The sequence below is a fragment of the Nitrospirota bacterium genome (genome assembly GCA_040756155.1).
Taxonomy (GTDB): Bacteria; Nitrospirota; Thermodesulfovibrionia; order JACRGW01; family JBFLZU01; genus JBFLZU01.
On record JBFLZU010000004.1, the window covers coordinates 9209 to 10960 of the forward strand.

General features: G+C 43.9%; 2 protein-coding genes and 1 other RNA gene. All 3 read left to right on the forward strand.

Going from position 1 to position 1752, the window contains the following annotated elements:
- The coding region (locus tag AB1488_00545) for a reverse transcriptase-like protein (protein ID MEW6408593.1) at positions 1-117 on the forward strand (117 nt) is incomplete at its 5' end.
- An RNA gene (rnpB, locus tag AB1488_00550) (RNase P RNA component class A) lies at positions 106-611 on the forward strand. The genes AB1488_00545 and rnpB, both read left to right, overlap by 12 nt.
- Positions 612-650: 39 nt before the next feature.
- Positions 651-1601, forward strand: coding sequence for a selenium metabolism-associated LysR family transcriptional regulator (locus AB1488_00555; protein MEW6408594.1), 951 nt, complete (start codon positions 651-653; stop codon positions 1599-1601).
- Positions 1602-1752: the final 151 nt, after the last annotated feature.

The window sequence follows — 1752 nt, forward strand, 5'->3', positions numbered from 1 at the left end:
CTTGGATGGTTCAAAGAATTTAGAATTCATCATATATCCAGAGAGGAAAATAGAGAAGCAGATTCTTTAGCAAATAAAGCTATTAACGGTAATGCGGCTCGCACTAAAGCAGGTTAGATGGTCGCCCCGGCGCACCTTCGGTGCGAGTGATAAGTGAAGAGTGATTAGTGAATAGTCTTAAACTAATAACTAATCACTCAGAGGCGTAGCCTCTGTCGGGGAGGAAAGTCCGAGCTCCACAGGGCAGGGTGCTCCGTAATATGGAGTCCCGGAGAGGGGAAGGAAAGTGCCACAGAGAGGGAAACCGCCCCGCACTTTCGACGAAAGTGCGGGGTAAGGGTGAAAAGGTGAGGTAAGAGCTCACCAGCTCCGATGGTGACATCGGAGGCTTGGTAAACCCCACCCGGAGCAAGACCAAATAGACCCCGCCCTCCAGCGATGGAGAAAGGTTGCCCGCCTAATATCCTCGTCCTGAACTTGGTTCAGGATTCGGGAAGAGCGGGGTGGGTAGGTCGCATGATTCCTGAAGTAATTCAGGAACGAGATGGATGACCATCATCCAGCCGGCATGCCGGCTGGACACAGAACTCGGCTTATGACCTGCTTTAGTGTGATTAAAAGGCAATTTTGGATCTTCAGGAGAGGACGCTATGGAGGACCATAAATTAAAAGTCTTTTGTGCTGTCGCAGAGACAAAGAGCTTCTCGAAGGCATCAGAAATCATCCACCTGACACAGCCTGCAGTTAGCCTGCAGATTCAGGCACTTGAAGAGACATACGGGACAAAACTCTTTGACCGTTCTAACAACACAATAACACTCACACCTTCAGGACAGATTCTTTACAGACATGCAAAAGAAATCCTTTCACGCTATAATTCTGTGGAAAAAGAGATCAGCGAATTAACTGGACTTGTTAAAGGACATCTCACCATAGGGGCAAGCTCTACTATAGGTAATTATCTACTTCCATGTGTGATTGTAGCATTTAGAAAAAAGTATCCAGAGATAAAACTGAGCCTTTTAGTAGGAAACACCAGAGCGATAATTGAACGCCTGAATGCAGGGGCTATAGACATAGCTCTTGTTGAGGGTTATGTCCAGAAACAGAAGCTAGTAGTAGAAAAGCTCATATCTGACGAGCTGGTTCTGATAATCCCACCAGAGCATCCATGGGAAAAGAGAGACTCTATCTCTATCTCAGAATTAGAGAAAGAGCCATTTATTATCCGAGAGGAGGGCTCCGGCACAAGACAGGTGATAGAGAAGTATCTGTTAAAACAGAACATAACCTTGCAGAGATTGAAGATATCACTTATTCTCGGGAGTACAGAGGCAATAAAGACAGCAGTTGAGAGAGGCATGGGAGTAGCAATTGTATCTGCATGGGCTGTAAGAAAAGAGGTTATCTATGGCTTTTTAAAATCGGTGCCATTCAAGGAGATAAAATTTCTCAGAGATTTTTCTCTCGTATATCAAAAAAAGACATTTGTGACACCCTCCTTTGAAGAATTTATCGAATTCTTGAAGGTTTTTCCACTTAAAGATCCATTAAAGGACGAGATAAGTTTTGCCCATACACCCTGTGGTCAATATTTTTAAAGATATTATCCCTAGAAAAATGGGACGGCAGGCTGTCCCAAAATGATGGCATGAAATCTGCTAATTTGATAGAATATCCAAAAACATTTGAAAGGAGCAGATTTATGCTGTTCAAAGAATATAACCAAGATCAGCCATTTCTCTTACCCTT

What these genes read in the sequence shown, in the direction of transcription:
- AB1488_00555 (MEW6408594.1), top strand. Translation starts at nt 651, where the DNA reads ATGGAGGACCATAAATTAAAAGTCTTTTGTGCTGTCGCAGAGACAAAG.